The sequence below is a fragment of the Haloplanus aerogenes genome (genome assembly GCF_003856835.1).
Classification (GTDB): Archaea; Halobacteriota; Halobacteria; order Halobacteriales; family Haloferacaceae; genus Haloplanus; species Haloplanus aerogenes.
On sequence record NZ_CP034145.1, the window covers coordinates 2,987,793 to 3,010,444 of the forward strand.

At 65.6% G+C, this 22,652-nt stretch carries 27 protein-coding genes; 20 read left to right on the forward strand and 7 right to left on the reverse strand.

Annotated elements, in window-relative coordinates; translation table 11 throughout:
* The first annotated feature begins 58 nt into the window (after positions 1 to 58).
* Positions 59 to 505: a DUF5778 family protein gene (locus DU502_RS15300; protein ID WP_121921615.1), complete on the forward strand. Its 447-nt coding sequence runs from the start codon at positions 59 to 61 to the stop codon at positions 503 to 505.
* Between the two features lie 54 nt (positions 506 to 559).
* Here DU502_RS15300 and DU502_RS15305 read toward each other — a convergent pair whose 3' ends face one another.
* On the reverse strand, positions 560 to 1,297 hold the full coding sequence (locus tag DU502_RS15305) for a rhodanese-like domain-containing protein (RefSeq protein ID WP_121921616.1): 738 nt from the start codon (positions 1,295 to 1,297) through the stop codon (positions 560 to 562).
* A gap of 330 nt (positions 1,298 to 1,627) precedes the next feature.
* Here DU502_RS15305 and hemA point away from each other — a divergent pair, with 330 nt between their 5' ends.
* Genes hemA through DU502_RS15325 form a run of 4 tightly spaced genes read left to right on the forward strand, consistent with a single transcriptional unit; the run spans position 1,628 to position 4,346 of the window.
* Complete coding sequence (gene hemA / locus DU502_RS15310) at positions 1,628 to 2,968, forward strand: glutamyl-tRNA reductase (RefSeq protein WP_121921617.1); 1,341 nt, start codon at positions 1,628 to 1,630, stop codon at positions 2,966 to 2,968.
* A 42-nt stretch (positions 2,969 to 3,010) separates the two neighbouring features.
* Positions 3,011 to 3,286 carry a 4a-hydroxytetrahydrobiopterin dehydratase gene (locus DU502_RS15315; protein ID WP_121921618.1) on the forward strand — a complete coding sequence of 92 codons (276 nt, stop codon included), beginning with the start codon at positions 3,011 to 3,013 and terminating at the stop codon, positions 3,284 to 3,286.
* Positions 3,286 to 3,648, forward strand: a complete 363-nt coding sequence (lwrS, locus tag DU502_RS15320; protein ID WP_199722755.1) for an LWR-salt protein — start codon at positions 3,286 to 3,288, stop codon at positions 3,646 to 3,648. The genes DU502_RS15315 and lwrS overlap by 1 nt, the downstream gene beginning before the upstream one ends.
* A 44-nt stretch (positions 3,649 to 3,692) precedes the next feature.
* Positions 3,693 to 4,346 carry an HAD family hydrolase gene (locus DU502_RS15325; protein WP_121921619.1) on the forward strand — a complete coding sequence of 218 codons (654 nt, stop codon included), beginning with the start codon at positions 3,693 to 3,695 and terminating at the stop codon, positions 4,344 to 4,346.
* A gap of 48 nt (positions 4,347 to 4,394) precedes the next feature.
* Here DU502_RS15325 and DU502_RS15330 read toward each other — a convergent pair whose 3' ends face one another.
* The 3 genes from DU502_RS15330 to DU502_RS15340 all read right to left on the reverse strand — a co-directional run bounded on the left by DU502_RS15330 (position 4,395) and on the right by DU502_RS15340 (position 8,442).
* Entirely contained in the window at positions 4,395 to 5,105 is a 711-nt protein-coding gene (locus tag DU502_RS15330) for a HalOD1 output domain-containing protein (protein ID WP_121921620.1), read from the reverse strand.
* Positions 5,106 to 5,180: 75 nt separating this feature from the next.
* Complete coding sequence (locus DU502_RS15335) at positions 5,181 to 7,085, reverse strand: molybdopterin biosynthesis protein (RefSeq protein WP_121921621.1); 1,905 nt, start codon at positions 7,083 to 7,085, stop codon at positions 5,181 to 5,183.
* Positions 7,086 to 7,221: 136 nt separating this feature from the next.
* A complete protein-coding gene (locus DU502_RS15340) occupies positions 7,222 to 8,442 on the reverse strand; it encodes a molybdopterin molybdotransferase MoeA (RefSeq protein WP_121921622.1) in 1,221 nt (406 codons plus the stop codon).
* 116 nt (positions 8,443 to 8,558) lie between these two features.
* Between DU502_RS15340 and DU502_RS15345 the strand changes: the two genes are divergently transcribed.
* Genes DU502_RS15345 through DU502_RS15360 form a run of 4 tightly spaced genes read left to right on the forward strand, consistent with a single transcriptional unit; the run spans position 8,559 to position 11,870 of the window.
* Entirely contained in the window at positions 8,559 to 8,915 is a 357-nt protein-coding gene (locus DU502_RS15345; RefSeq protein ID WP_121921623.1) for an Hsp20/alpha crystallin family protein, read from the forward strand.
* Between the two features lie 6 nt (positions 8,916 to 8,921).
* Positions 8,922 to 10,598 (forward strand): ABC1 kinase family protein, encoded by a 1,677-nt coding sequence (locus DU502_RS15350; protein WP_121921624.1) that lies wholly within the window; start codon positions 8,922 to 8,924, stop codon positions 10,596 to 10,598.
* Positions 10,599 to 10,651: 53 nt separating this feature from the next.
* Positions 10,652 to 11,026 carry a translation initiation factor IF-5A gene (locus DU502_RS15355; protein WP_121921625.1) on the forward strand — a complete coding sequence of 125 codons (375 nt, stop codon included), beginning with the start codon at positions 10,652 to 10,654 and terminating at the stop codon, positions 11,024 to 11,026.
* Positions 11,027 to 11,033: 7 nt separating this feature from the next.
* Positions 11,034 to 11,870, forward strand: a complete 837-nt coding sequence (locus DU502_RS15360) for an arginase family protein (RefSeq protein WP_121921626.1) — start codon at positions 11,034 to 11,036, stop codon at positions 11,868 to 11,870.
* A gap of 5 nt (positions 11,871 to 11,875) precedes the next feature.
* Here DU502_RS15360 and DU502_RS15365 read toward each other — a convergent pair whose 3' ends face one another.
* Entirely contained in the window at positions 11,876 to 12,295 is a 420-nt protein-coding gene (locus tag DU502_RS15365) for a hypothetical protein (RefSeq protein WP_124897094.1), read from the reverse strand.
* 100 nt (positions 12,296 to 12,395) lie between these two features.
* Here DU502_RS15365 and DU502_RS15370 point away from each other — a divergent pair, with 100 nt between their 5' ends.
* The 4 genes from DU502_RS15370 to DU502_RS15385 all read left to right on the forward strand — a co-directional run bounded on the left by DU502_RS15370 (position 12,396) and on the right by DU502_RS15385 (position 16,857).
* Positions 12,396 to 13,154, forward strand: coding sequence for a Nif3-like dinuclear metal center hexameric protein (locus tag DU502_RS15370; RefSeq protein WP_121921628.1), 759 nt, complete (start codon positions 12,396 to 12,398; stop codon positions 13,152 to 13,154).
* A gap of 84 nt (positions 13,155 to 13,238) precedes the next feature.
* Positions 13,239 to 14,888: a hydroxysqualene dehydroxylase gene (locus DU502_RS15375; RefSeq protein WP_121921629.1), complete on the forward strand. Its 1,650-nt coding sequence runs from the start codon at positions 13,239 to 13,241 to the stop codon at positions 14,886 to 14,888.
* A complete protein-coding gene (locus DU502_RS15380) occupies positions 14,885 to 15,775 on the forward strand; it encodes a pyridoxamine 5'-phosphate oxidase family protein (protein WP_241966841.1) in 891 nt (296 codons plus the stop codon). The genes DU502_RS15375 and DU502_RS15380 overlap by 4 nt, the downstream gene beginning before the upstream one ends.
* Before the next feature lie 53 nt (positions 15,776 to 15,828).
* A complete protein-coding gene (locus DU502_RS15385) occupies positions 15,829 to 16,857 on the forward strand; it encodes a deoxyhypusine synthase (RefSeq protein ID WP_121921631.1) in 1,029 nt (342 codons plus the stop codon).
* Here DU502_RS15385 and DU502_RS15390 read toward each other — a convergent pair.
* Positions 16,854 to 17,795, reverse strand: coding sequence for an ArsA family ATPase (locus tag DU502_RS15390; RefSeq protein WP_121921632.1), 942 nt, complete (start codon positions 17,793 to 17,795; stop codon positions 16,854 to 16,856). The genes DU502_RS15385 and DU502_RS15390 overlap by 4 nt on opposite strands.
* A 279-nt stretch (positions 17,796 to 18,074) precedes the next feature.
* Between DU502_RS15390 and DU502_RS15395 the strand changes: the two genes are divergently transcribed.
* The 7 genes from DU502_RS15395 (at position 18,075) to DU502_RS15425 (ending at position 22,253) form a co-directional block, all read left to right on the forward strand.
* A complete protein-coding gene (locus tag DU502_RS15395; protein ID WP_124897095.1) occupies positions 18,075 to 18,545 on the forward strand; it encodes a hypothetical protein in 471 nt (156 codons plus the stop codon).
* Positions 18,542 to 19,468, forward strand: coding sequence for a tyrosine-type recombinase/integrase (locus DU502_RS15400; RefSeq protein ID WP_121921634.1), 927 nt, complete (start codon positions 18,542 to 18,544; stop codon positions 19,466 to 19,468). The genes DU502_RS15395 and DU502_RS15400 overlap by 4 nt, the downstream gene beginning before the upstream one ends.
* A gap of 202 nt (positions 19,469 to 19,670) precedes the next feature.
* The gene (locus DU502_RS15405; RefSeq protein WP_121921635.1) at positions 19,671 to 19,922 is read left to right on the forward strand and encodes a ribbon-helix-helix domain-containing protein; all 252 of its coding nucleotides are present in this window, start codon (positions 19,671 to 19,673) and stop codon (positions 19,920 to 19,922) included.
* Positions 19,912 to 20,205 (forward strand): type II toxin-antitoxin system RelE family toxin, encoded by a 294-nt coding sequence (locus tag DU502_RS19135; RefSeq protein ID WP_121921636.1) that lies wholly within the window; start codon positions 19,912 to 19,914, stop codon positions 20,203 to 20,205. The genes DU502_RS15405 and DU502_RS19135 overlap by 11 nt, the downstream gene beginning before the upstream one ends.
* A gap of 230 nt (positions 20,206 to 20,435) precedes the next feature.
* Positions 20,436 to 20,864, forward strand: coding sequence for a JAB domain-containing protein (locus tag DU502_RS15415; protein ID WP_158601194.1), 429 nt, complete (start codon positions 20,436 to 20,438; stop codon positions 20,862 to 20,864).
* Positions 20,865 to 20,894: 30 nt separating this feature from the next.
* Positions 20,895 to 21,125 carry a hypothetical protein gene (locus tag DU502_RS15420; protein ID WP_121921638.1) on the forward strand — a complete coding sequence of 77 codons (231 nt, stop codon included), beginning with the start codon at positions 20,895 to 20,897 and terminating at the stop codon, positions 21,123 to 21,125.
* Between the two features lie 96 nt (positions 21,126 to 21,221).
* Positions 21,222 to 22,253, forward strand: a complete 1,032-nt coding sequence (locus DU502_RS15425; RefSeq protein WP_121921639.1) for a hypothetical protein — start codon at positions 21,222 to 21,224, stop codon at positions 22,251 to 22,253.
* Here DU502_RS15425 and DU502_RS15430 read toward each other — a convergent pair whose 3' ends face one another.
* Positions 22,254 to 22,484 (reverse strand): hypothetical protein, encoded by a 231-nt coding sequence (locus DU502_RS15430; RefSeq protein ID WP_124897096.1) that lies wholly within the window; start codon positions 22,482 to 22,484, stop codon positions 22,254 to 22,256.
* Positions 22,485 to 22,652 lie beyond the last annotated feature (168 nt).

The window sequence follows — 22,652 nt, forward strand, 5'->3', positions numbered from 1 at the left end:
GCCCGGCGACGTTGCGACGAATCGTCATCGGTAAATCGATGCCCGGAAAAATACGGATATGAGCGACAGTTCCGACGTACTCGACGCCGACCTCTACCGCCGGACGAAGGCGCTGCTCGAACCCGGCGACATCGACCTCGCGGGCGCCATCGTCCACACCGACCTCTCGGGACAGGAAGACCTCGAAATGCACGAACTGACGGTCGAACTCAACGAGGTCATCGCCGCCCACGCCGGCAAGGGCGAGGCGTACATCTACGCCGGCAACGACGACACCGACTTCTCCTCGAACCAGTTCCAGGGTCGCGCCGTCGAGGACGATTCCTTCGTCTGGGAGTGCCAGCAACTCCTCCGCAACGGTACCTTCGACCTCGTGTTCTACTACGAGGCGGACGTGGATCAGGACGCGCTGGTCGAGGCGATCCGTGACCGCGGCTACGAGGTGACGAGCGTCGTCCTCGACGCCGACGACGAACTCGAGGTCGAAGGCAATAGTAACGTTTGAAAGTCATCACACACCTGATCGCACGGCGTCTTTCGATCGGGTGTGCGAACAGCTTCAAACGCTACGATAGCGCAACTGGCCGTCGACGTCGACGAGACCCGAAGCGAGGTCGGCGATGGGTGCCGACAGTTCGTAGACGGGCGTCGTGATGCGAATCGAATCCTCGGGCGCCACGTCCGCGAACCGGACGTTGAGCGCGTAGGAGCCGTCCGAGGCGATAGGCGTGACTTCGCGCTGACCGGTGGGATCGTGGCGCGCCCACGCCCACTCGCCGGCGAGGGCCGGATCGGTCCGCCCCTCGACGACCCGGAGCGGGGGTTCGTAGTCGGGGCGGCCGCCGGCGATGGGATACCCTTCGTCCTGCCACGCCCAGAAGCCGTCGTCGAGGGCGGTGACGTTCTCGTAGCCCGCGTCGATGAGCGCCGCGGCACGCATCGAGGAGAGGTGGTGCGGACAGCCACAGTACGTGACGACGAGCGTGTCGGCGTCCCAGTCGGCGACGGGGTCGTCTTGCTCCTGACCGTAGCGGGCGGGGCTCCAGACGGCGCCCTCGATGTGGGACTGGATGTAGGCCGAGCGGGAGCGCGCGTCGACGAATTTGGCCCGATCCGACTCGTACCAGTCGTGAACGTCGGCAATCGGGGCCAGCGGCACCGACTGGCCGTCGACGCTGATAGTCTCGTAGCCGTCGAGGTTCGAGGCGCTGCCGCTACTGCCGCCGCCGAGACAGCCAGCGACGCCGCCGAGGGCCGCGCCCGCACTCGCGAGAACCGTTCGTCGGGAGAGCGTCATCGGGCCGACGGTACGAAACGGACGCGCATGAGCCTTCCGCACGACGAGAACCGGGGATCACGGCTGCGTCCGGTAGTTTTCAGCCGCCGGGAGACGACGAGACGTTTAAGCCCCCGCATCCGAGAGGGACGTGTATGCAACGGACTCGTGTGGGCCGCCGGTCGTTCCCGTCGGCGGTGTCGCCGCGCTCGCACCCGGTGGCGAGCGCGCGCGGGACCGGGCCATCGCGACGCGGACAGCAGGGCGGGCATTGGAAGAGTTTAGGTAGGATGGGCTCAAAAGGCGACGCGAAACGGAGCATATGACAGGCGTGTCTCGGGGAGATTCACGATGACGACGGGTGTGATTCAGGGAGTAACGGTCTCTCACCAGCGAGCGACCGTCGACGAAATCGAGTCGGCGGCCGCCGAAGACGAGGAAACGGCCGTCCGTGACCTGCTGGCACGCGAGGGCGTCGACGAAGCCTTCTCCCTCCAGACCTGTAACCGGTCGGAGGCGTACGTCGTCACGGAATCGGTCGCGGACGGCCGAGCGGCCCTCGACGAATTCGCCCCCGAGGTCCGCGACGGCGCGGTCCGCGAGATGGACCACGAGACCAGCCTGCGACACCTGATGCGAGTCGCCGCCGGACTGGAGTCGCTCGTCCTCGGCGAGGATCAGATCATCGGCCAGCTTCGCACCGCGTTCGAGACGGCACGCGGCGTCGGCGGCATCGGACCGGTACTCGATCCCGCCATCACGAAGGCCATCCACGTGGGCGAGCGCGCCCGGACCGAGACGACGATCAACGAGGGCGTGGTGTCGCTGGGGAGCGCCGCCGTCGAACTCGCCCGTCAGGAACTCGACCTCGACGGCGCGACGGCGCTGGTCGTCGGCGCCGGGGAGATGGGCCGCCTCGCCGCGCAGGCGTTCGACGACACGGGTGTCTCGACCCTCGTCGTCGCCAACCGGACGGTGCCGAACGCCGCCCTCCTCGCGGACGAGGTGGAGACGACGGCGACGGCCGTCTCGCTCGACGCCACCGACGACGCCGCCGAACGGGCAGACGTACTCGTCACCGCCACCGACAGTCCCGATCCCGTCATCGACGCGGCGGCGCTCGCCGATGCCGGGCGGACACTCGTCATCGACCTCGCCCAGCCACGGGACGTAGACCCGGCGGCGGGGGATCTCGACGGCGTCGAGGCGTACGACATCGACTCGCTGGAGGCGATCACCGACGAGACGCGCGCCCAGCGCCGCGAGGCCGCCGCGAAGGTCGAGGCGATGATCGACGAGGAGTTCGACCGCCTGCTCGACTCCTTCAAGCGCCGACAGGCGGACGAAGCCATCAGCGCGATGTACGAGAGCGCCGAGATGGTCAAAGAGCGGGAACTCCGCACTGCGGTCTCCCGGCTGGAAGCACAGGGCGAGTTGACCGAGGAACAGCGGGAGACGGTGGCGGCGCTCGCTGACGCGCTCGTCGGGCAGTTGCTCGCGGCACCGACCAAGAGCCTCCGCGACGCCGCCGCCGAAGACGACTGGACGACGATCCAGACCGCGCTCGGCCTGTTCGACCCCGAGTTCGGCGGCGACGACCCGACCCCCGCGACGACCGAGCGACCCCGCGAGGCGATGGACGACGCCGACGACATCCCCCAGCACGTGCGCGACCGCCTCGGCGACGAGTAACCCGACCCCAACCGTTATTCTTCGCGCGGCCGACGCCTCCGTATGCCCAACCTGCTCGACGACGACGAGATCGAGCGGCAACTCCCGAACGAGTGGGAGCGCGACGGCGACGAAATCGTCCGCGTCTACCCGTTCGACGACTACCTCGACGGCGTCACCTTCGCCACCCGCGTCGGCGAGGTCGCGGACGAGGAGTTCCACCACCCCGAGATCATCATCCGCTACGACGAGGTGGAGGTGCGCCTGACGAGCCACGAGGCGGGTGGGATCACCGACACGGACGTTCGACTGGCGGCTCTGTTCGACGACGAGCGGTGATGGACGTGGACGCCGCGTACGTCTTCCGCGTCACCTTTCGCCTCGACGCGCCGGAAGTTGAGGTCGACCCCGAGCAGTTCGAGACGGTGGTCCGAAAACCCGCCGTCGAACCGGGGACCGAGGGGTGGCGATTCTTCGAGGCGGCGCTCTGGCGCGGCGAGGTGACCGACGCGGCGTACCTGCGCTCGCTGGCCGAGGACTGGCTGTCGGTCCCCGTCGAGTCGGTGACGTTCAGCGAACTGCGGACGGACGAGGCGTATCTCGACGCGCTCCGGGACGCCATCGCGGGGTCGGGAGCGTTCGAGGACACGCCGCAGGAAGTCCTGCACGCACATCTGGGGAGTTCGATTCGGGTGGAGTAATACGGCGGAACACACTTGTTCGATCCCCACCTATCATCACCCGAATGGTCGCACACGCCTACGATTTCTGGCTGTTCGACCTCGACGGGACGCTCGTGGACGTCGACCCCGACTACGCCGACGCAGTGTTCGAACAGGTCGGTGACCGCCTCGGCCGGTCCTTCTCGGAGCGCGAGGTCGAAGTCCTCTGGCACGGCCTGTCGGGGGAGCGAACCCCGCAGTTGCGAGAGTGGGGGATCGACCCCGACGCGTTCTGGGCGGCCCTCCACGAAGCCGAAGATCCCGAGGCCCGCGCAGCGGCGACCTACCTCCACGACGACGCCGACTTCGTGGCCGACCTCGACCGGCCCGTGGGACTCGTCACCCACTGTCAGGAGTATCTGGTCGATCCGGTACTCGACCAACTCGACATCCGCGACTGGTTCGACACGGTCGTCTCCTGTACCCACGACACCGGGTGGAAACCCGACCCCGCACCGGTGCATCTCGCCATGACCGACCTCGGCGTCGAGTCGAACGCCGAGGGAGTGCTGGCGGGCGACGGCCCGAACGACATCGGCGCGGCGTGGAACGCCGGCCTCGACGGCGTCCACGTCGAACGCCACGATCCGTACCGGCGCGGCCGCTGTGTCCTCGGTGACTACCGCGTGCAGTCGCTCGACGAACTGCGAGCGAAACGGCAGGCGGCGAGCGATTAGAACGGCGGTCGAAAGTCATCGGGTGTGAGAACAGTTTCGACCGGCCCTCTAGTCCGAACGGACGAGAACGAGGCCGTCGCTCGTGACGGCGAGTTCGTGGTCGGCGTAGAAGAACCGAACCTGAACGTCGTCACGGGGGCCACCGCTCGACCGATAACAGAGGGTCGCGAGTGCATCGGCGTCGACGTGCTCGTACAACGGCGGGAACGCCGCAGCATCCCGGTCGGTGTAGTCTTCGACGGCCGAGACGATGACGGTCGCGAGATCGGCCGTCTCACTCGGCTGGAAGGTGGCGATGGGCACCCAGTGTTCCGCCGTCTGAAGGCCGTCGCGGCCCTCGGTGCGCGTCGCGGCTCGCGGCGCCACGGCGGCGGTCTGCGGCGACGACGATACGTCGGCGAGCGACAGCACGTGGTCGAACAACGTGTCGAACGGGTCGCCCGAGCTTTTCTTCACGTACTGTACGCTCGACGTCCGGATCTCCGGGTCGAGGGCGTCGTGGTCCATGGACGTGAACAGGACGACCGGCAGATCGGGGAACGTGTCGGCCGCGTGCGTGACGAAGGGCTCCCCGTCGGCGGTCCGGAACGAGTCGCTCACGAGACAGTCGATATCGCGAGTCGACAGCAACTCCTCGCCGGTATCCGGGTCGGACGCTGTCAGCCAGGTGATCTCGTCGTGAACGTCGGCCCAGTCGCTCGACAACTCGAGCATATCCGGATCGTCGTCCACGTGCAGGACGGTACACTGGGAAGACACACCGTGCTGTTCGGTGTTGGAGTTATAAATACTCATTGGCAGTTCGAGAGGAGCGGTGCGCCGACAGCCGGGTGATCAGGCGTCGAATCCGGCGAGCGACGCCACCGTGTCGTCGAGGTGGGTGTCGAGGACCGACCGGAGCGACTCGACGCCCGGTTTGTCGGTCCGCTCGGGGTTCGCCAGCACACGGACGGATTCGGTGCCGAGGGAGACGAACTCACAGTCGAGGGCGTCGGCGGTCGCCCGGAGGCCGAGGCCGGCGGCCGCATCGCCCGCGAGCACCTTCCGCGCCGGGCTCTCGAACCCCTTGACCGTCAGCCCGTAGCCGTCGATGGCGTCGGTCAGGTCGCGGCGGTCGGCATCCCGGTCGGCGGCCACGTCGTCGAGGGCAGCGTCGAGGCTGGCGCGCAAGCCCGAGTCCATCGCCCGATTGATAAAGCGCAGGTCGCGGTCGACCAGATCGGCCAGCCCCTCGATGTCGTCGGGGTTGCCGGCGGGGACGATCAGCCCCCACTCGCGGGTCCAACCCCCGAGGTCGACCGCGTCCACCTCGCGGTCGGAGGGGCCGGAGACGACGGCCACGTCCGGCACGCCGTCGCGCAGGCGGCGGCGGCCCTGTCGGCTCCCCACGTCGAGATAGCGGGGGCGCTCGACGTGATCGATGAGGCGCGAGAGCGCGGGGTCGTCCTCGCCGACGCCGAACAGGGTCGGCGCGCGCACGTCGGGGGAGAACAACTGGACCGTCACCGTCTCGCCCTCGGCCAGATACTCGGTGTCAGCATCCACCTCGACGACGCCGTCGGCCTCGACGAGACTCGTCGTCGCGCCGCTCCCTTTGTCGACGGGGTAGACGAGGGTCTCACCCGCACCGTCGTCGACGAGGCCGACGGGCATCAGCCGGGTCCGGCCCTCGCTGTAGCGTTCCTGCACGGCCATCGTGCCTTCGACGGTCGCGGTCTGGGGGGCGGGGAGGCCGGCCGCCGACCGGATCGCCGGCGCGACGAAGGTGCGGAAGATGGTGAGCGCGGAGACGGGGTAGCCCGGGAGACCGATGTACGCGGAGTGCGAGGCGTCACGGGCCTCGCCGAGACGGCCGACGAGCATGGGTTTGCCCGGCTTGACCGAGACGCCGTGAAGCAGGAGTTCGCCCTCCTCCTCGATGACGCGATAGATCACGTCGACGGCGCTGGCCGAGGTGGACCCCGAGGAGAGCACGAGGTCACACTCGTCGGCGGCCTCGACGAGCAGACGCTCCATCTCGTCGTAGTCGTCGCCGGCGTGGGGGTAGAGGACGGCCTCGCCGCCAGCCTCCTCGACGCCGGCGGCGATGGTGTAAGAGTTCACGTCGTAGATCTGGCCGGCGTCGCTGTTCAGGTCGTCGCCGGGGCGGACGAGTTCGTCGCCGGTGGAGACGATGCCGACCGTCGGTGTCCCGCGGACTGGAACCGCGTCGATACCGAGCGCCGACAACAGGCCGATCTCGCGGGGCGTGAGCAGGGTTCCGGGGCCGAGCGCGCGCGATCCCGCAGCCACGTCGGCACCCGCGACCATCACGCGGTCGCCGGGGGCAACGGAAGTGCGGATGGCGATCCCCGCGTCCACTTCGTCGGTCCGTTCGACCATCACGACGGCGTCGGCGCCGGGGGGCATCACGGCGCCGGTCGAAATCTCGGCGCAGGTCCCCTCGGTCACCTCCACGTCGGGTTCGGCGCCGGCGTGGACCGTTCCCACCTGATCGAGGACGACGGGATCGGCCTCGTCCGCACCGAAGGTGTCCGCGGCGCGGACGGCGTAGCCGTCGACGCTGGCACGGTCGAACCCCGGCACGTCGAGGGTGGCGTCGATCCGTTCCGCGAGGACGCGCCCGCGGGCCTCGTCCAGCGGGACCGTCTCGTCGTCCGGCGAGAGGTCGAGGCTCTCGATGGCGTCGCGGGCCTCGGCGGGGGAGGCGAGGTCACGGAACTGCCGTCGGTCCGTCATCGAAGGATACCTCCGATTACGGACGCTGGAAGTCGCAGGGCGCGAAGCGGTAGCGAGACGCGAGCAACGTGAGCGTCTCGATACGGCGAACGGCGGAGCCGTGAGCCAGCGAGCGCCATCGTCTTCCTGAAGTCGCTCATGCCGACCACTCCCAGTCCTCGACGGCGACGATTTCACCCTCGTCGTACCCCTCCCGCTCTTCGGGGACGACGACCCAGCCGTCCGCGAGGGCGACGCTGGAGAGGACGCCGGAACCGCTCGCGCGAGTTGGTTCGGCGGTGTAGCCGTCCTCGGTGTCGGTCAGTCGAACCCGCGCGAACGTCCGCGTCCCGGGCTCGCTGGATATCTTGCGCGCCAGTTCCGCCTCGACGGTCGGCTGGTCGGGAACGGGCATGTTCCCCGCCGTCTTGAGGACGGGCCGCAGGAACTGCACGGCGTTGATGATGCAGGCGACGGGGTAGCCGGGGAGCATGATCACGGGCGTCTCCTCGACGACGCCGAGCGCGACGGGGTGCCCCGGTTTGAGGGCGACGCCGTGAACCAGCACCTCGCCCAGCTCGTCGACGACTTCGGGCGTGTAGTCGCGTTCGCCGACGGAGGAGCCGCCGGTGGTGACGACCACGTCCTTCGCGAGATCGCGCTGGATCGCGGCGCGGATGGCGTTGGGGTCGTCGTCGACGACGTTTCGGTAGGCGGGGACGCCGCCCCAGCGGTTCGCCAGCTGGGAGACGGTGAGGCCGTTGGTCTCGATGACCTCACCCGGTCCCGGGTCGCGCTGGACGAGTTCCTCGCCCGTCGGGATCACGCCGACCGTCGGGGGTTCGTACACCTCCACCTGGTCGACGCCGACCGACTTCAGGAGGCCGAGATCGGAGGGGCGGATGCGGTGGCCGGGCTGGTAGAGTTCTTGCCCCTCGGCGACGTCCTCGCCCACGTCGCCGACGTTTTCCCCTTCCGCCACGGCGTCGAACACTTCCACCTCGTCGCCGACGGGTTCGGCCTCCTCGATCATGACGACGGCGTCGGCGCCGTCGGGCAGGTCGCTCCCGGTGTGGACGCGGACGGCCTCGCCGGGGGCGACCGCTCCCTCGCCCTCGCGGAGGATGGCGGGCGAGCGCCCGGTCGCGCCGAAGGTGTCCTCGGCGCGGACGGCGTAGCCGTCCATGGCGGCACGGTCGTAGCCCGGGACGGGCGTGGGGGCGGTGACGGGTTCGGCGAGGACGCGCCCGTCGGCTCGGCCGAGCGCCACGCGCTCCGTTCGGTCGTGGCCCGAGACCGCGTCGAGGACGGTCTCCAGTGCCTCGGCGACGCGGGTGCGGTCCTTGAATCCCGCGCGTTCGAGATCGTCGTGACTCATACCCGCCCTTGCGCTCGGGGATACAAAAACCCGTAGCCGGGGGACGCGATGGACGAGGGCGTGAGACGGCCGCACACACCGCGGCCTTTTTCGATGCCCGCGCCTTACCCCGACCCATGTCAGCACTGCGGGACGCGCTTCGGGAACTCCCCGAGGCGGTGTTCGCGGACCTGCTCGAGAGCGACGACACGTACCTGCTGGTCATCGACCTGCCCGGCGCGACGGCGGAGACGGTCGATATCCGCGTCGAGAAAGGCCGCCTCCTCATCGAGGCGCGCCGCGAGAAAGCGCTCCCCGCGTCGTTCGAGTACGTGCGCGAGGATCGGCCGCTCTTTCTCGACGCCGAACTCCCCCTGCCGCCGGACGCGACGGGGGCGGGTGCCGAAGGGTCGATGGAGCGGGGCGTCCTCGAACTCCGTCTCCCCAAGTACGAGGCCGCACCGGAGCAGTCCATCCCGATCGAGGACGCGTAAGCCCGGGTGGTCACGCTGGTCAATCTCCGTGCCTACTGGCGGTTCGTTCGCGTTCTTCACCAGTTTCTGCCGCTGATCGTCACCTACGCCCGTGACCGTCGGCGGTTCCTCCTGTTCGGTAGCTCCCGGAGCGTCGACCCCGAGACACAACGCAGGCGGGCGGATCGGCTCCTCTCCTCGTTGCTCACCCTCGGGCCGACGTTCATCAAACTCGGACAACTGCTGTCGACGCGACCCGACGTACTCCCGCCGGCGTACATCGAGGTGTTGACCAGTCTGCAAGACGACGTGCCGCCGGCGCCGTGGGAGGAGGCCAAGCCCGTCCTCGAAGCGGAAGTCGGTCCCGTCGACGAGGTGTTCGACGAGTTCGACCACGAGGCCATCAGCGGCGCCAGCCTCGGACAGGTGTACCGCGCCACCTACGAGGGCGACGAGGTGGCGATCAAGGTGCGCCGGCCGGGCGTCGAAGCCCTCGTCGAGGCGGACCTGCGAGCGGTCAAGTGGCTCCTGCCCATTCTCCTCCGCTTCATCGACGAGGCGCGGCGGTTCTCGGTCGAGAACGTGGCCGAGGAGTTCGACACGACGATCAGACAGGAGATGGACTACAGCCGGGAACGCCGGATGCTCGTCGAGATACGGGAGAACTTCGCCGACAACGATCGCATCCGCATCCCGAGAGCCGTCGACGAGCTCTCGGGGAACCGAGTGTTGACGATGGAGTACATCGGCGGGGTAAAGATCAACGACGTCGAGGCGCTGGACGAACTGGGGATCGACCGGAGCGAGTTGGCCGAGAGCCTCCAGCGTATCTACCTCCAGATGATCATCGAGGACGGCGTGTTCCACGCCGACCCGCACCCGGGGAACCTGTCCGTCATGGACGACGGCGAGATCATCTTCTACGACTTCGGGATGAGCGGGCGCGTGGACGCCTTCTTCCAGGAGAAGATCGTCGACTTCTACATCGCGGTGGCGAATCAGGATATCGACGGCATCCTCGACGCGATGATCGAGATGGGGACGCTCAGCCCCGACGCCGACCGCGAGGTGATGGGCAACGTGATGGAACTCGCCATCGCGGACGTGCGCGGGGAGGATCTGGAGCAGTACCGCGTCCAGCAGGTCATCCAGCAGGTGGAAGACACCATCTACGAGTTCCCGCTCAGGCTTCCCCGGAACTTCGCGCTCATCATGCGGGTGGCGACGGTCGTGGAGGGGGTGTGTGTCACGCTCGACCCCGACTTCGACTTCATCAGCGTCGCCACGGAGTACCTGACCGAACAGGGCTACCGCGAGGAGGGGATCAAGCAGGCCGTCGAATCGGCGGGCGACCAGCTAGAGGAGACGGCCCGGTCGCTGGTGACGGTGCCGCCGAAACTCGACGAGGTGCTGGGTCGGGTCAACCGCGACGACCTGACCGTCGAAGTGAAACTCGCCGACCAGCACGACGTGCTGGATCAGCTCGCGAAACGCATCACGTACAGCATCCTCGTCGCCGTCGGGTTGCTCTCGACGGCCATCCTCTACTCGTTCAACGAGGCGCCGGAGGCGGCAGCCGTCGCCGGGGCAGTCACGCTGCCCGTCGGCATCCTGCTCTATCGATCGCTCCGGCGGAAGAAAGGCGTCAAGGCGCGTCCGCAGTTCACCCGGCAGGAGATGCGACGGCGACGCGGCGACGAGTGACCGCTCAGGGGCTTTCCAAACCGTTTATACACCGCCTTCTGTTATCGGACGGTATGGCGCGAGAGCAAAAGCAGGTGCGGGAACTGCAGGAGGGGAGCTACGTCATGATGGAAGACGCCCCCTGCAAGATCAACGCGTACAGCACGGCCAAACCCGGGAAACACGGCAGTGCCAAGGCCCGAATCGAGGGCAAGGGCGTCTTCGACAGCAAGAAGCGGTCGCTCAGCCAGCCGGTCGACGCCAAAGTGTGGGTCCCGATCATCGAGCGCAAGGGCGGACAGGTCGTCTCCGTCTCCGGTGACGACGCCCAGATCATGGACCTCGACACCTACGAGACGTTCACGATGCGCATCCCCGAGGGCGAGTCGCTGTCGCCCGACGACGAAATCGAGTATCTGGAGTACGAAGGCCAGCGGAAGATCGTCTGAGACAGCGATGTTCCCCGGTGCGACCGCTGACCGCGAGGACGCGAACTACGTCGTCGTCGGCGCACCGCTCGATATCTCTACGACGTTTCAGCCCGGGACCCGATCCGGCCCCGACCGCATCCGGCGTTTCGCGGGCTCCTTCGAGGATTACGACCACCGAACCGACCAGCACTTTTCCTCCCTCTCTGTCCACGACGCCGGCAACGTCCACGCGTGGAACGATCCGGGGGAGTACGTCGAGTACGTGGCGGGCACCCTCCGTGACGCCGTCGACGACGACGCCGTCCCCCTCCTCCTCGGCGGCGAACACACCGTCACCGTCGCCGGCGTCCGCGCCGTCGATCCGGATCTGTTCGTCTGTCTCGACGCCCACCTCGACCTCCGGACCGCGTTCGACGGGAACTCGTGGAGTCACGCCTGCGTGACCCACCGAGCGCTGGAACGGGCGGACCACGCCGTGATCGTCGGCGCCCGCGCCGGGAGCGAGGCCGAGTGGGAGCGGGCGCACGAGGACGACGTGACCGTCGTCTCCCCGGAGACGGTGCGGGAGCGTGGCGCGGCGGCCGTCGTCGACGCCGCGGAGGCGGCCGTCGGGGGCCTCGCCGCCGCGACGACGTACCTGAGCGTCGATATCGACGCCGCCGATCCCGGCGTCGCGCCGGGGACGGGGACGATGGAGCCCGGCGGGCTGTCGGCACGGGAGATGGGGACCGTGGTCCGCGCGGTGGCACCGCACGCCGACGGCGCCGACGTGGTCGAGGTGAACGACCGCGACGACGGGCAGGCGGCGACGCTCGGCGGCCACCTGTTGCGGGCGTTCGTGTTCGCGCACGCCGACGAGTAGCGGACTCAGTGAACGGCGACGAAGACGCGAAACCACGTCCCGTTGTAGCGTACGTACGTCGGCCGGGACTCGTTGTAGAAGCTCCACCCGTCGGCAGCCACCCGCTCCCGCTGCAACGCCGCCCTGAACGTCCGTCGACGCTGTCGACTCAGATTCTCGAAGGTCGCCGTCTCGTTCGCGGGAGCCGCCGTCGCGGTTCGGTTCGACACCTGCTCAACGTGGACGAACTCGTGGGGACTCGCGTGCCGTTCGGTGTCCGCCGACTCCAGCGAGGCAGTGTCGGTCGGCGCCGCCGTGTCGGTCGCCGTTGGGGTGTCGGTCACTGTCGGCGTGCCAGTCCGCCGTTCGCCGGCCGTACTGTCGAGACACCCGGCACCGGCGCCGAGACTCGTCCCACAGCGCGCGAGGAACGAACGACGGTTCACGTCCGCTCCCTCGCCCATCGGCGAAAAATATCTTGTGTCCGTCGGAAGCGCTCGACGAGGCCAGCGAAGATCACTAATCCCCGCCGGCCGAGTGGTCAGTATGGATCGACAGGAGTTCGTCGACCGACTGGACGACCGGCTTCGCACCGACGACTACGCCGATCTGGACGCGAGCGCGAACGGCCTGCAAGTAGGGCGACGTTCGGGTACCGTCGACCGCGTCGCTATCGCCGTCGACGCCGCGGAAGCGACCATCGAGGCGGCCATCGACCGCGACGCCGACGTACTGCTCGTTCACCACGGCCTCGTGTGGGGCGGCCTCGACCGCCTCACCGGCCTCGACTACGACCGGATCGAACCACTCGTCGAGAACGACGTTGCCCTCTACGTTTCGCACCTGCCGCTGGACGGCCACCAGGAACTCGGCAACGCCGCGATCCTCGCGGACCGACTGGGACTGGCGGAGCAGGAACCGTTCGGGGAGTACGGCACCGAGTACGTCGGCGTGCGAGGGACGGCGAGCGACGCGTACACCACCGCCGACCTGTCGGCCCGGCTGGACGCGGAGCTCGACACCGAGACGCGGGTGCTCGGGTTCGGCCCGGACGAAATCGAGGACGTGGGCATCATCACCGGCCGGGGCGTCGACTGGATCGAAGCAGCCGCGGAAACGGACCTCGACGCCTTCATCACCGGCGAAGGGAAACACGAGTCCTACCACGAGGCGCGCGACCTCGGCGTGAACGTCTTCCTCGCCGGCCACTACGCGACGGAGACGCTGGGCGTCCGCGCGGTCGGTGAGCTCGCCGAAAAGTGGGGACTCGAAACGACATTCATCGAACATCCTACAGGTCTCTGAACTGACAGTTAGATCCCTGATCGAGATTTTCAGCCCACTCAGAGTCGGGGAAACAGTTATGCTCGATCCCACTATCGGAGTTACATGTCGACACGGACGCCGCGCATCGTCGTACTCGGTGGTGGGATCGGTGGCCTGAGCGCCGCCCACGAACTCGCCGCGCGCGATTTCGACGTCACCGTCTACGAGGCCAAGGAGCAACTCGGCGGGAAAGCCCGGAGCTTCCCCGTCTCGACGCCAGACGGCGGCACGGTTCCGGCCGAACACGGTTTCCGCTTTTTCCCTGGCTTCTACCGGAACGTGCGGGAGACGATGGAACGGATTCCGCTGCCCGAGGGCGGCGTCGTCGCGGACAACCTCGTCCACACGGACGAGACGCTGATCGCGGCCACGGAGGGGCGGGAGACGGTATCGGAGACACGAACGCCACAGACGGTTGGCGAGTGGGCCGAGGCGTTCAAGCCGACCATCGGCGGCGGTGATCTGACGCCGGCGGAGACGAACTACTTCCTGCGGCGCCTGTTCGTCATCCTGACCAGTTGCCGGGCGCGGCGGGAACGCGAACTCGACCGCGTTTCGTGGTGGGAGTTCGTCGACGCCGAGTCGCAGTCGCCAGCCTACCGCAAACACCTCGCGGAGAGCACGCAGGCGCTGGTGGCGCTCCAGCCACAGCGCGGGAGCGCCCGCACCATCGGCCAGATTTACGTGCAGTTGATGCTGGACCAGATCGATCCCAACCGCCCCACCGAGGCGGTGCTCAACGGCCCGACGAGCGACGTGTGGATCGATCCGTGGGTGACGTATCTGGCGTCGCTGGGTGTCGATTTCCACACGGATTCGCCGGTGACGTGTATCGACTCGGACGGCGAGCGCGTAACCGGCGTCGAACTCGCGAGCGGGGAGACGGTGACGGCCGACCACTACGTCGCCGCGCTCCCGGTCGAGGTGATGGCGTCGCTGGTGACGCCAGACCTCCGCCGGGCGGCGCCGTCGCTCTCGCACGTTGAGCGCCTCGACACCGCGTGGATGAACGGCATCCAGTTCTACCTGACCGAGGACGTGCCGCTCGCACGCGGCCATCAGGCCTACACCGACTCGCCGTGGGCGCTGACCGCCATCTCCCAGCGGCAGTTCTGGGACGACGGCCCCGTCGACGTGGCGGCCGGGAGCGCGGGCGCGGTGCAGGGCGTCCTCTCCGTCATCGTCTCCGACTGGGAGACGCCGGGGGTCGTCTACGACAAACCCGCTCGCGCGTGCAGTCGCGAGGAGATCAAGACGGAGGTGTGGCATCAATTGGCGGCGCACCTGAACCGCGACGCCGAACGCCTCTCGGAAGAGGTACTCTACGACTGGGTGCTCGACCCGGCCATCGTCGAAGCGGAGAGTGGGATGGCGAACACCGAGCCACTCCTGATCAACACGGTCGACTCCCTCCGCCACCGGCCACGGGCGGTGACCGAGGCCCCGAACCTCGTCCTCGCGGCCGATTACGTGCGCACGGAGACGGATCTGGCGACGATGGAGAGTGCGAACGAGGCGGCCCGGCGGGCCGTCCGTGGCATCATCGACCGCGCGGGTGTCGACGCCGACCCGCCGCAGGTCTGGGGACTGGACGAACCCCGTCTGTTCGACCCGCCGAAACGACAGGACGAAGTCGCGTTCAGACTCGGTCTCCCACATCCCGGCGAGGCCGAACGCGGTCTGCGAAAGACGGTCCGGGGACTGTGGGGGTGACCGACGACACCGTCCGCGAGGCGGTGTATCGCTCGCTCACAGCCGAGTTCGCGACGGGGGTGGACGGTCGGCCGGCGACGGTGCCGCTGACGCCCTTCTATGACCCGACGCGGGCGGTGATCGTCGTGACCGCATCGCCCGCGTTCGCGGGGAAGGCCGAGCGTGCGGACGCCGATCCGCGGGTGTCGCTTCTGTTGCACGGGGCAGACGAGCGACTCCACGTGACCGGACGGACGACGGTCCGCGATACGGATCTGGAGGCCAACAGTGCGGTCGTCGAGCGCCTGCTCCGCGACGAACCGCCGACGCCGAAGCGGGCGGCGATGACCGCCGCCGCCGACTTCCTGAACACCCGACTCGGCCGCCTACTGCTCGACTGGTACGGCCTGCGCATCCTGATCGAGGTCGAGCCGACGGCAGTCGAACGAATGCCCACCGGCGGCGTCGAGACGACGGTGCCGGCGTGGCCCGCGGCCGACGTAGACGCGAGCGAGGCCGCGACGTACGACCGGATCGTCGCGACGGTCGTGCAGGACGGCTGGCCCCGGAGTTGGCCGCTGTCGGCGCCGACCGTCCGGGACGGTCGACTCCGTCTCGACTCCCCATCCGACGTGTCGCCGACGGACGGCCAACCGGCCTGTGTCCTCTGTCACTGGCACGACGACGACCTCTCGGCGCTCGAACAGCGACTGATACGGGGTCGCTGTCGGATCGACGGCGACGTGGTGTGGTTCGACCCCGCGAGTTCCTTCCACCTGCGCAACCGGACGGCGCTGGATCGACTCCGATTCGTCGTCGACGGCAAACGGCGGACGCGACGGTACTTCGCGGATCGGGACGAGACGTACAGTCCGTGGCCGGGGCTCCGGACACTGACGGAGTGGTGAGGCGACGAGGCCGTATCGCGCCGTTGAAACCCCCGGAGTGCGGAGAGCGGGCAATGACCGACGACGACGCGGACGCAGATGCGGACGGACACCACACCCATCGCGAGGAGTTCCACGAGAACCCGCTCGGCCACGCCGACGTGTGGGCGGGCATGAGCGTCGGTGACCTCGCCGATGAGTACGGCAAGGCAGGCATCGGCGCGGCGAAGATGGGCCGCGCCGTCGACGTGTACGCCGAGATGCTGGAGCGAGCGGACGTGACCAACTTCTTCGGCCTCGCGGGCGCGATGGTACCCGGCGGGATGCGAGGGATCGTGACCGATCTGATTCGTGACGGCCACATCGACGTGTTGGTGACGACGGGCGCGAACCTCACTCACGACGCTATCGAGGCCATCGGCGGCAAACACCACCACGGCCGGACGGCGGAGGCAGGCCACGAACGCGAACACGACGAACGCCTCCGCGACGAAGGAGTGGACCGCATCTACAACGTCTACCTCCCACAGGAACACTTCACGCTGTTCGAGGGCCACCTCCGCGACCGTGTCTTCCCCGAGTTCGACGGCGTCGTCGCCACCAGCGAGTTCACGCGCGAACTGGGACGGGCCAATCTGGCCGCCAACGAGGAGAACGGCGTCGACGAGGACGCCGGCATCGCCGCCGCCGCGTACGAACACGACGTGCCCATCTTCGTCCCCGCGATTCAGGACTCCGTCCTCGGGATTCAGGCGTGGATGCACTCGCAGGTGTCGGCGTTTACCCTCGACGCCCTCGCGGACCTGACGAACATCACGGACATCGCGTTCGACGTGGAGAACGCGGGCGCGACCGTCGTCGGCGGTGGCGTGCCCAAGAACTTCGTCCTCCAGACGATGCTCACGGTGCCCGACGCGTACGACTACGGCGTCCAGCTCACCACCGATCCGGCCTCGACCGGCGGCCTCTCGGGGGCGACGCTCGACGAGGCACGGTCGTGGGGGAAACTGGAGAAATCCGCGAAGAACGTCACCGTCCTCGGCGACGCGACGATCACCCTCCCGCTTCTCGTCGCGGGCGCACGCGACCGGATCGAGGGCTAGAGCACCCCCGCCACCCGCTCCAGCGCGTCCATCCCTTGCGCCTCGCCGTCGAGTTCGGGGACGCGTCGGACCGGCAGGTCGAACGTCCCCTCCACCGCGGCGAGTCGGTCGGCGTGGCGGCGCTCGTCCCGCCGACACCGCGCACAGTCGCAGTCATCCGGGTTCGTGAACAGCCGATTCACGACCAGCGCGTCGACCGGCACCTCGGCCTCGCGCAGGCGGGCGACGAGGCGTTCGCTCTCCGCGATGGCCATGCGCTCTGGCGTGCAGACGACCCGGAAGCTGGTGCGGGTGGGGTCGCGCAAGAGCGTTCCCACCGCCTCGACGCGGTCGTGAAGGGTCGTCACCGCGTCCGCGTTGTCGTCGCCCCCGCCACCCCAGTACGCCGCCGGCCCGAGAACCATGCTCCGCGCGGCGCGGGCGGTCCGGCGCACCCGCCGTTGCACGTCGCCGGCGACGCCCAGCGTCTCCGCCAGTACGTCGGGCAGGTCCAGCAAGCGCAGAGTGTGGCCCGTCGGCGCCGTGTCGAAGACCACGGTGTCGTAGTCGGCGTCGGCGTAGCGAGCGATATACTCAAGCGCCGCCACCTCGTCCCCGCCGGGGATCAGTCCGGCGTCGAAGAGCCGTTCGAGATCCGACTCGTCGAGAGGGAGGCCGGCGTCGCGGAACTCGGCGACGAGCGCCTCGACGACGCTGCGGTACGCCTCCTGTCCCGCCTCGGAATCCACCTCGACGGCGAACAGCGCGTCGGCTACCTCGGTCGGGTCCGCGTCCAGCGAGCGGTCGAACGAGTCGCCCAGCGAGTGGGCGGGGTCCGTGGAGACGACGAGCGTTCGCTTCCCCGCCGCCGCCAGACCAAGTGCGTGGGCCGCCGCACAGGTCGTCTTGCCGACGCCGCCTTTCCCGCCGTAGAGGACGATATCCGTCTCGTCGGTCATCGGAACTCGGTACGCGCCGGAGGGACACAAAGCCGCGGGTCGGGGGACCTTTGGTGTCGCAGGGCGGAGTGTCGGGTGGCCGATGACGAGGGCACCGCTCCGAGTCGGGGTGGCACCCGGTGGTGACGAGCCCTATGAGTGCCGAGGCCCATTTTCTGGTACCAGAATCGCCCCTAGAGTTAAAAAAGAAAGCAGCTCGTATTATTTCCATAAGTTAACCGCATTCGTCCGTGGTTGGCTGTCAGGAGGTATCGAACGATGACCGGTTGGAAGCATAACATGGGAATGTCGGAGGACATGGCGCTCGTGAAGTCGTACGTCCCCGACCAAGTCAAAGAGACCTGGAAGGAAGAGGCAGAAGAGCAGGGTCAGTCCCTGTCCAAGTACGTCGCCGCGAAGGTCGAGCAGGCCCGCGCACAGCAACAGGTCCCGCAGACCAGCAACACGGAGGAAGTCGAGAAACTTCAGCAACGAATCGCGGAACTCGAAGACCAGCTGGACGAGGCACGGGCCAGACAACCCGAGGCCTCCGCAACCGTCTCCATCCTCGAAGATGGCGCGGTGAAGCAGAACCTCTCCCACCGCTGCAAGACGCTGGAGGAACTCCTCCGCGAACTCGTCGAAGACGTGGCTGTCGATCAGTTGATACGGGAGCCGGTCGAGACACGGCTCTACGAACTGGCGGCGGAGAAAGAAGTCGAGTTCCAACGCGGCGCAGGATGGCGGCTCACCGGAGGTGACCGCCGATGAAGGAGTGGGAAAAGACCATCCTCGACAACAAGCACGACGCCGTCAACCAGTTCCTCCAGAGCAAGGAGAACACGGGGAAGTCCAAGCGAACGCTCAACGCGTACAGCCGGATACTCCAGAAATTCTACCACGAACACTTCCCCGAACTCACGCCACAGGAGACGGAGGTGCGCCACGTCGAACAGTACCTCGGAGCACTCAACCACCGAGGCCTGACACAGAACACGAAACGGCGCTACCTCGAATCCATATCCGCATTCTTCACCTGGGCCATGAAACGCCCACGCTTCGAAGACATCAACGGAAATCCCGCCGCGGTCTTACTGGAGGATATTCCGAAACAGGTCCGGAACCGACCGGACTGCGCCACGTGGGAGAACGCGAAGAAGGTCGTCAAGGCGATCAACGATCCACGCGACAAGGTCATCGCCGCCTTCCTCGCTAAAACCGGGTGCAGGGTAACGGAAGCGGTCAACATCCGCAGGGACGACGTGATGACCGACGAGGGATTCGTCCGTCTCCGGGAACGGAAGGGTGGGAAGCAGACTGTCGTCCCTATCGACGGCGAAATGATCCGGGCCTTCCAGCGGTTCGAAGTCCTCCGCCACGGCGACACCGAGGACATGTTCGTCTCGATGAAGGGCAACCGGATCGGCCGGGAGCGAATCCGGCGAACCATCCGAAGCGCCGCAGTCCGCGCCGACGTGATGGAGGAAGGCGAAACCCGTTTCCACAAGAAATTCACGCCTCACACCTTCCGCAGCGTCTTCACCACGCTGATGCGGAACCAAGGCATGAGTGACCACATCCTCCAGTACATCCGCGGCGACTCGGAGCAGGACATCATGGACGTGTACACCCGCGTCGACCGGACGGAGGCCCGAGAAGAATACCTGGAGTGCATCAAAAAACTGGAATTCTAACCCCGAGGAGGTGAACCACGAATCGAACACGACGTTGGCAAAGTCTTCAACGCCGACAACGAGTTAATCGGCGGCACCGTCTTCCTCACTCCCGAGGAAGTCGAACGACTGGAGAGACAGGGCAAGCTCGAAATACAGACCGACTGAATTATATCACTTATTTAATATTTTCTTACTGTAGTTATACTATGGTGAGAACGACGTGGCATCGCTGACAATCAAGCTTCCAGACAATCAGAAGTCCGAAATCGAAGCTATCGCTGGGGAGAAAAACTACAACAGCGTCTCGGAGTACGTACGGGAGGCCCTCCGCGACAAAGTAGAGGAAGATCTATTTCTCCGACCAGAAGTCGCTGAAAAGCTCCGAAAACGACTCAAGAAACACAGGGACGGAGACGTCGAAGTAGTCTCCCACGAGGAAGTCTTGGAAGAGCTGGGACTGGATGAAGATTAACTGGCTGGAAGAAGCCCGAAACGACCTACAACGATTCGAGAAATCAGTACGAGACGAGATCGCGGTCCGAGTCGGGCAACTGGAAAACAATCCGCTCGGCGAAAACACGTCGCTATTCAGTAAGCAGGGCATGGAGATTTTTCGATTGAAGCTAAAGGACGGCCAGTTAGATCACAGGGTATTCTTCGACTTGGATGGCGGTGAAGTCGTAATACTGGGAGTCGAACACCGAGATCAAGCGTACACACCCGAGTCCATCAAGAGAATCAAGTCCCGGCTCTGAATCCTCCGAGACCAACATACAGTAGTAAGTCGTTAGTCTCTCAGTACTGTTTCAAACCCGTCTGTCTGGGCTGTCGGGTTCGTTTCTAACCTGTTTCGAGCCTGTCGTCGCGTCCCCGGTGTTTGGGTTCGGGGCTGTTTCCGGGCCGATTTTCAGACCTGTTTAACATATAGTCAATTGATTTATAAAAGTTAACTACAATATGTAAAGTAGAGGGTGGCAGGAGCAGAGTGGAATACGAACTTGGAAGCATCCAGGTAACCGCAGAACTCCAAGACGAGGACAGCGAGGAGATTCAGAGCTTTTCCGATGTTACCAGCAAGTACGGGTTCCTCAGGGAGAGACCGAAGGAACACTTCTACGCGGTCTTCCTGAAGTCGGACAACGAGGTGATCGGTGACAAACTGGTCAGCCTCGGAGGTGCCAGCTCCGCCTCCATCGACACGAAGGATGTAGCTCGGACCGCCGTCCTCACCAACGCCTCGGCCGTCATTCTCGTCCACAACCATCCGAGCACTAACGACAGGCCGACCGACCAAGACTTGAAGGCCACCAAGGCGATTCAAGACGCCCTCGACCTCTTCGATGTCGAAGTCCTCGACCACGTCATCATCTCACAGACCGGCAGCTACAGCATGAAGCAGAACGGCGACATCTGAAATAAAAGAATCAACCCGGCGACTACTACCATGGAAGCCGACAGAATCCTCAACGAATACGACCTCTCGAAAGAGACCGCTGCCCGATACATCGACGCAATCACTCGGATGAACCAATCGGAGACGGCCGAAGAAATCGGAGTCTCACGCCAGACCGTCAACCGATACAAGAACGTATTCGCAGAGATGACCGCGCAAGAACGCAGCCTACTAATCGCCTCTCTCGCGCAGGACCAATTCCTCGAACAAGCAACGGAATGATTTCACTCGTCTCTCTAAAAAATCGAATCTCTACGCCAATACTGCTGAAATATTTTTAACAGTTCCCGTACCACACAGTAGCAACAAGGGTTCTGTATGGATCGACGCCAGTACCTCGGCTTGACGGGAACGAGTATCGCGGCACTTCTCGGCGGTTGTTCGTCGTCAGGCAGTCAGAGCACTGCAACCGCTACGGATACGGCTACCGCCACCGCAACTGCGACGCCGACAGCCTCGCCAACTGCAACTGAGACAGCCACACCGACTGAGACGGCAACCGCTACGCCTGCGTCGGATCCATATAATATCGACCGGTCGTACGTTGAGTTCATACGCGAAGAGTATCTGCCGAGCGGTGAGCAGGCCCGGAAGATCGCGGATAATTTCGACACTGATGCTGTTGATCCTGGTTCTCCGCAGTTCGGTGAGCAGGTGTTGATGCAGATGAATGATGTTGTGAATACCGGGACTTCGTGGAGCCAGGCCTATGATACGGCTCGGGCCGCTCAGTACGCTGTAACCGAAATCCTGGGTGAATCGATCGATCCGGAGGACAGCAACTCCGTCCACGTCAGACCCGTCCCGCTCCTCCTGACAGGGAAAGATAAGCATGGAGTGGATTTCCACGACAGCCACGGCCGGACCACAATGGCCGCAGCATACGGAGAAACCACCGACGGAAACATACTCAACCCAGAAGAAGACGGAATCGGCGGAAACGAAGGCATAATTGCTTCAACAGTAGAACACGAAAGGGGGATTAAAGATAGTACCTTTAGATGGAGCCACTTTGATGTTATCAATCAAAAGAAAAACAACAGATTCACCCCCGCGGGTGCGGATCGGTACCATACTCAGATTGGGAAACTTATTCCTGATCTGTATCCTGCAGGTAAAATTCCTGCAACGCCTCAGGCTTGGATGACTGAATCCGGGGCGAAGCTCTTGGATGAGCGAGTTGTCGAGGATTATGATGGAATTGCTCCGTATGTGGAGATCGCTGAAGGATTCAGGGATGTTGAGGCAGGAAAGATTGGGAAGATATACGAAGAAGACGGTGAATTTGCCGTCGAACAGGTAGATCAGGATGCATACAGGAACGACATTTTCTTCGCTCCCGAACTCTGATTAAGGCCAATTAAAATTGAGCTTGAATACTTCCAGCGGATCCTTATTAGGGGTTGGGTTTCCTGCTATTCCGGTGGATCCTTCTGGGAAGTGTTGCCAGAGTTCTCCGTTGGGGTTTTGGGTGTTGTCGGCGCGTTTTTCCAGCCATTGTTGTTCGGTGGGGTCGGTGTTGATGCCGAGTTGCTGGTTGATTCCTGGTGTTCCAAGGCTTCTGTCGGCGTCGAGTTCCATGGTGGAGTTGGTGTCAACTATTTGGCCTGCTACTGAGCTTCCTTCGACGATGTATCCTGTATCGGAAGTTCCTGTGACTTCTGTGACTGATCCTCCGCTGTAGATCCATCGCCGGGTTCCCGGTGTAATGTCTCCTGTACTGCCGGATGGCACTTCTTGCTGGAAGCC